General features: G+C 71.9%; 3 protein-coding genes. 2 read left to right on the top strand and 1 reads right to left on the bottom strand.

The annotated features are described in order from the left end of the window. The coding region (locus ACWELQ_RS43145; RefSeq protein WP_452402756.1) for a sensor domain-containing protein at positions 1-1263 on the bottom strand (1263 nt) is incomplete at its 3' end. 179 nt (positions 1264-1442) lie between these two features. On the opposite strand from ACWELQ_RS43145, the gene ACWELQ_RS43140 reads away from it, so the two are divergent. Together ACWELQ_RS43140 and ACWELQ_RS43135 are read left to right on the top strand one after the other, a co-directional pair. After that, complete coding sequence (locus tag ACWELQ_RS43140; protein WP_452402755.1) at positions 1443-2117, top strand: VC0807 family protein; 675 nt, start codon at positions 1443-1445, stop codon at positions 2115-2117. Beyond that, positions 2117-2701 (top strand): SDR family NAD(P)-dependent oxidoreductase (locus tag ACWELQ_RS43135; RefSeq protein WP_452402754.1); only part of this gene is annotated, 585 nt, incomplete at its 3' end. The genes ACWELQ_RS43140 and ACWELQ_RS43135, both read left to right, overlap by 1 nt.

The raw sequence follows: 2701 nt of genomic DNA, 5'->3' as shown, positions 1-2701 counted from the left end.
GACCCGGGCCGCCAAGGCCGCCCGCTCCACCACCAGACGCGACCGGTCGGTCGGCCGCAGTAGGACGCGCAGCCACCGGCCGTGCCGCGTCAGCAGTCCCGGCGCGAGCAGCAGCCCGAGCGCCACCAGCAGCGGCCCGGCCAGCACCGCGGCCCAGCTCGATCCCGCGAATTCCCCGTACCACGGTGAAACCGTCTCGCCCAGTGGCGATTCCAGCACCGGCAGCACCAGCCCCCAGATGCCGTAGCCGATGAGCGCCGCCGGGATCAGCAGCGGCAGCCCGGCCACCGGCTGACACACCAGCCACGTCAGATCCCGCCACGTCGCCGGATCGAACCACATGGCGCGGGCCTGACCGGCGAACCCGGCCCACCAGCTCGCCCGCGGGTCGCGCGCCTCCCGGTCCACGACAGAGAGCCGCGGACCCGACAGATAGGGGAGCGGCAGCTCCGCACCCGACCAGTCGGTGCCCAAGCGCCGGAACAGATTCGGCAGCCATCGCGCCCACGCCAGCACCCACATCGCCACCACCGGACCGGTGCCCACCACCGCCACGAGGCAGACCGCCAGCACCGGCGCGGCCGCCAGCGACAGTACGCTCAGCGCCAGGCAGCGGAACACCGCCAGCACGCCCGCGCCGAAACGCCGCCGCCATCGCGTCCCGCGCGCGAGCGCGGCCGCCGAGGCCGGTGCCAGCAGCAGCCGCGTCCAATAGCCGTGCAGCACCACCATGGTCGGCGCGATCACCCAGCCCAGCACGATGCTCACCACACCCAGTGCCGCGAGCCACGACCACGGCCGCCACCACAGCAAGGCCAGCCCAGCCCCGATCATAAAGGCCGGGAACGCGGCGAGCGTGCCGCCCACGAACGGGTCGGTGAGCATCCACAGCAGGTCCCGCCAGGTCGCGGGATCGGTCCACACCCACCGTGAGCGGGTCCCGAACACGGCGGTGCGCCGGGTGGGATAGACGGTGCCGTCGGGGGCGCGGAATCGGTCGTCCGGGCCGGCCACGGCCACCTCCGGTACGGCTCGGTAGGGCGAATCGATCTGCACCGCGGACCATGTCGCCGACAGCCGCCGTGCCAGCGCCGCCAAGGCCCGCACCCGTTCGACGATCGGCGGGAACAGGAAGATGAGGCCGACGCAGGCGGCGACGATGGCGACCGCCTGCGCGAGGAAGGCCGCCAGTTGCACCGGCGCGAGCGCGCACCATGCCAGCCCGCGCCCGATCGCCCGGATTCCGGTGTACAGCCGCGACACTCCCACCTCCTCGTCGGTTCCAGTCTGGCCTACCGGGATTCGTGTCGCAGTGCCCTCAATCCCCGGGTCAGGGGTGGGGCCAGCCCTACCCCATCGGGGTGCCACGCGGATGTCGCCGCAAGCCCGAGTCTCGTAATTTCGTTGCTACCAGCAGTTTTCGGAATTCTCGGAGGAATGTCATGCACACCTCGACCGCGGTGCCCGCCCCGACAGCGGAGGCGGTACCGGATCCGAGGCGGGCCGCGCTCGCCAATCTCGCCATCAATGTGGTCGCCCCGATCGCTCTCTTCTACGGGTTGCGGGCGGGCGGCGTCGACCAGTGGGCGGCCGTCACGCTCGGCGTCCTCCCGCCGACCGCCTACACCGCGTGGACCGTCGTGACCCGGCGGCGCGTGGATGCGCTGGCGTTGTTCACGATCGGCGTGCTGGTGATCAGCGTGGCGGTCTCGTTCCTCACCGGCAGCCCCCGGTTCGTGCTCGCCAAGGACGGCTGGGTGACCGGCGTCATCGGGCTCGGACTGTGCGCGACGCTGCTGCGGACACCGTTCTATCTCCAGATGGCGCGGGCGATGACGACCGGTGCCGTGCGCGAGCGCCTCGAGATCAGCTGGGCGCGCTCGGCCACCTTCCGCCGCGCGGTGCGGCTGGCCTCCCTCATCTGGGGTGTCGGGCTGATCGCGGACGCGGTGGTGCGCGTGGTGCTCGCCTACACGCTGCCCGTCGATCAGGTGCCGTTGATCAACGGCGTGCAGTACATCGTGGTGTTCGTGGTGCTGGAGGTGTCCAGCCTTCGGGCCGTGCGCAATTCGCGCACCCGCGCCAAGGTCGCCGCCGAAGCCGGATTGGAGCCGTGATGAGCGACGGGGCTGTGGTGAACGACGGGGCTGTGGCGAACGACGATGTCGTCCTGGTGACCGGCGGCGCGAACGGCATCGGCGCGGCGGTGGCCCGCCGCTACGCCGCCGCCGGGGCGAAGGTGGTGATCGCGGATCTCGACGAGGACGCGGGCCTGGCCGTGGCGGCCGAGACCGGCGCGACCTTCGTCGTCACCGATGTCTCCCGCGAGGACGACAATCGGGCCGCGGTCGAGGTCGCGCTGGCCGAATTCGGCCGCCTCACCGTCGTGCACCTCAATGCGGGCGCGGGCGGGGCGGGCGGCGCGGGCGCGGATTTCGACCTCGAGCGATACCGCCGGGTCATGGCGATCAATGTGGACGGCACCCTGTTCGGCATTCGCGCCGCGCTCCCGGCCCTGGTCGGTTCCGGCGGCGGGTCGATCGTGGTCACCTCCAGCCTCGCCGGAGTCGCGCCCACGCCCTTCGATCCGGCCTATTCGGCGAGCAAACACGCCATCATCGGTTTCGTACGGTCCCTGGCCATGGTCTGGTCGGAGGCCGGGTCGAGGCCAAGGGCGCCGATCCCGAGACCAAGCAGTTCG

The organism is Nocardia sp. NPDC004722, from assembly GCF_053601505.1.
The sequence above is the reverse complement of the archived record's forward strand: the minus strand, read 5'-3'. Positions and strand labels throughout refer to the sequence as shown.

What these genes read in the sequence shown, in the direction of transcription:
- ACWELQ_RS43140 (WP_452402755.1), top strand. Translation starts at nt 1,443, where the DNA reads ATGCACACCTCGACCGCGGTGCCCGCCCCGACAGCGGAGGCGGTACCG.